This window comes from Streptococcus suis, from assembly GCF_002964045.1.
GTDB lineage: Bacteria > Bacillota > Bacilli > Lactobacillales > Streptococcaceae > Streptococcus > Streptococcus suis_U.
This window is the reverse complement of the sequence record NZ_POPB01000471.1, coordinates 1-3,456: the sequence shown is the minus strand read 5'-3', so window position 1 is coordinate 3,456 and position 3,456 is coordinate 1. Positions and strand designations below refer to the sequence as shown.

The following is a 3,456-nucleotide window of genomic DNA, read 5'->3' as shown; positions in this document are numbered from 1 at the left end:
AAGAACTAGGCTCTTTCTAGATACTTTTCATTTTTTTATCAGTTCGATTGTTTTTACTTGACAAAGGGCTTTACATATCAGTTTTTCTTTTATTACTTCGTTAACTCGCCTTGCCTAACTTCAGTTATGCCTGCTGCTTTTGAAGCGAACTTGGTTCGCACTATCTCCAGCCTTCAAAGGTTCCCCAAACCTTTGAAGCGAGTACTAAAAGTAAACTAAAAGACTATACTTCAAAAGACCGGCACTTGAACTGCTCGGTCTTTTTCATATCTAATCTAATTCTTCTCTATCCTTCAAATGATTTAACAAAACGGACCAGTTTGGATTTTCTTGCCAATTCTCTTCACTAACGATCTGACTTGCCACTCGTCTAGCTTCTTCTAAAATCGGATAATCTTCTACGATATTAGCGACTTGAAATTCCGGCAAACCTGATTGACGGGTTCCAAAAATTTCACCTGAACCACGCATTTTTAAATCCGCTTCAGCCAGTATAAATCCGTCTGTGGTTTCAGTCATAATCTTCATCCGTTCCTTGCCCGACTCCGTTTTGGGATTGGCAACCAAGATAGCATAGGACTGTTTATGACCACGCCCAACACGCCCCCTCAGCTGATGTAGCTGACTTAAACCAAAACGATCCGCATCCATAATCACCATTACAGTTGCATTGGGAACATTGACCCCAACTTCGATAACAGTTGTCGACACCAAAATATCTGACTTCCTGTCCTTAAAAGCCTGCATAATCGCATCTTTTTCGTCATTCTTCATCTTTCCATGCAACAAATCAACCGTAACTTGACTTCCAAAGTATGCTTGTAACTCAGCTTGCAAATCAATAGCATTCTTCAAATCCAAGGCTTCAGACTCTTCGATTAGGGGAGAAATAAAATAGACCTGAGCCCCACTCTTAAGCTCCTTCTCAAGCCATTCTAAAACAGTCGGCAATTGCTGATGCTTAACCCAACGAGTAATAATAGGTTTGCGACCGGTTGGTAGTTGATTAATAATTGAAACATCCATATCACCAAAGGCAGTAATAGCCAAAGTTCTAGGAATGGGGGTTGCGGTCATCATCAGTACATCAGGATTAGCCCCTTTTTCTCGAAACAAACGCCTTTGCTTCACACCAAAACGATGCTGCTCATCCGTCACAACGAGCCCCAATTGATGATAAGACACACTCTCTTGAATCAGAGCATGCGTCCCAACAATCATATCTACCTGTCCATCAGAAATAGCTTCCAATGCTGCTCTACGTTCGGCCACCTTCATTCCACCCGTCAAAAGTGCAATAGATAAATCTGGAAAAAGCTGTCGGAAACTCTGATAATGTTGTTCTGCCAAAATTTCCGTTGGCACCATAATCGCAGCTTGCATACCAGCCGAAACAGCAGCAAACATAGCTAATCCAGCAACCACCGTCTTACCAGAACCAACATCCCCTTGAAGTAAACGATTCATATGACTAGATGACTGCATATCAGCTAAAATTTCAGATAAAGCATTGGCCTGAGCAGCAGTCAATTCAAAAGGCAATTCCTCAATCTGTTGATCCACTTTAATCGAATCATAATCAATCTTCAAACCATTAGAAACATTCTTATTCGAATCTTTCAACAGCTGGAGTTGCACCTGAAAATAAAATAATTCTTCAAATTTAATCCGTCGCAAAGCTTGCCGATATTCTCCTAGATTTACCGGAAAATGCATAGCAAAAACTGCCTGTTTACGATTTAAAAGCCGATACTTTTCTAATAAAACTGTCGGCAAATTCTCTTCCAACAATTCCAAATAACCAAGGTCCATCGCTGACTTTATAGCCTTAACCAAGTTGCTTTGAGAAATTCCCTGAGCTACATGGTAGACAGGCTGCAAATCTTCAGACACCTGAGCTAACATCTTCATGCCAGTCAAACTAGCTTTTGCCTTATCCCACTTGCCCCAAATCGCAATTTCCTGCCCCATTACAATCTTATCAGCTAAATAAGGCTGATTAAAAAATGAAACACTGACTACGAGATCACCTTGCTTAATAGAAAATCGCAATCTATTCCTTTTATAGCCATAGTACTGAACATTCGCAGGTGAAACTACTGACCCAACAACTACAGCCTTTTCACCATCTTGCAAGTCTAATATTGACTTACTTTCAAAATCTTCGTAACGAAAAGGAAAATAAGTTAATAAATCCACAATCGTATGAATACCCACTTTTAAAAACTTCTCAGCTGACTTTGGACCAATACCAGGCAAAACTAATAAATAATCTGACAAACTTTTCATAATTTAATTATATAATAAAACTCATTTAGATAACAAAAAAAGGGCTACTGCCCTTCAATATAGGGCTCTATAATTTCTGTAGTGGGTAAAACCACCGTGGAGATTATGGAGCCTTTTTGAGTATAGAAAAAAAGTCCCATATGACCTATAATGAAAAGCGACGAAACTCACATTAGAAAGGGTTCATATGGAACAACTAAATCTTATCACAAATCTTCTCAGAATTAAAGACAAAAATATCACTATCTCTAATGAATATGACCTAGGAACTCACTTAGAACTCCACGGTCACTTGGATTACACAGCCCCTAAATGCTCAAAATGCAAGGGACAAATGGCTAAATACGACTTCCAGAAAGCCTCTAAAATCCCCTACCTAGAAACTGCTGGTTACCCGCTACTTATCCGCCTTAGAAAGCGTCGCTTCAAGTGTAAAGAATGCGGAAAAATAGCGGTCGCTGAAACTCCTCTTGTCAAGAAGAACCACCAAATCACTGTCGCTGTTAACCAGAAGATTGCTCAATTACTCATCGAAAATCAAGCAATGAAACATATTGCACACAGGCTATCTATCTCAACATCATCAGTTATGAGAAAACTCAATGAGTTCAAGTTTGAAACAGATTGGAATGCCTTACCTGAGGTGATGAGCTGGGACGAGTATGCCTTCAAAAAAGGGAAAATGAGCTTTATCGCTCAAGATTTCGACTCCCTAAATGTCATCGCCATTCTGGACGGAAGAACTCAAGCAACCATCCGAAACCACTTTCTACGCTATCCTAGAAAGGTTAGAAATCGGGTCAAAGTCATTACCATGGATATGTTTAGTCCATACTACAAATTGGCTAGACAGCTATTTCCCAATGCAAAAATTGTACTCGACCGCTTTCATATTGTTCAACACCTTAGTCGTGCTATGAACCGTATCCGTATTCAAATTATGAATCAATTCGACAGAACATCGCAGGAATACCGAGCCTTGAAACGCTACTGGAAATTGATACAACAAGATAGCCGTAAAATCAGCGATAAACGATTTTATCGCCCTATGTTCCGAATGCACTTGACTAACAAGGAAATACTGGAAAAACTCCTGTCTTTCTCCGAGGAACTACGACAGCACTATGAACTCTATCAACTTCTCTTATTCCATTTCCAAGAGAAAAA

The 3,456-nt window shown here is 39.7% G+C and carries 2 protein-coding genes; one reads left to right on the top strand and one right to left on the bottom strand.

Features of this window, described 5'->3' with window-relative positions:
• Positions 1-270: 270 nt before the first annotated feature.
• Complete coding sequence (gene recG / locus C1E99_RS12105; protein WP_105207684.1) at positions 271-2,289, bottom strand: ATP-dependent DNA helicase RecG; 2,019 nt, start codon at positions 2,287-2,289, stop codon at positions 271-273.
• A gap of 187 nt (positions 2,290-2,476) precedes the next feature.
• On the opposite strand from recG, the gene C1E99_RS12100 reads away from it, so the two are divergent.
• Positions 2,477-3,456 (top strand): ISL3 family transposase (locus C1E99_RS12100; protein ID WP_105207683.1); only part of this gene is annotated, 980 nt, incomplete at its 3' end.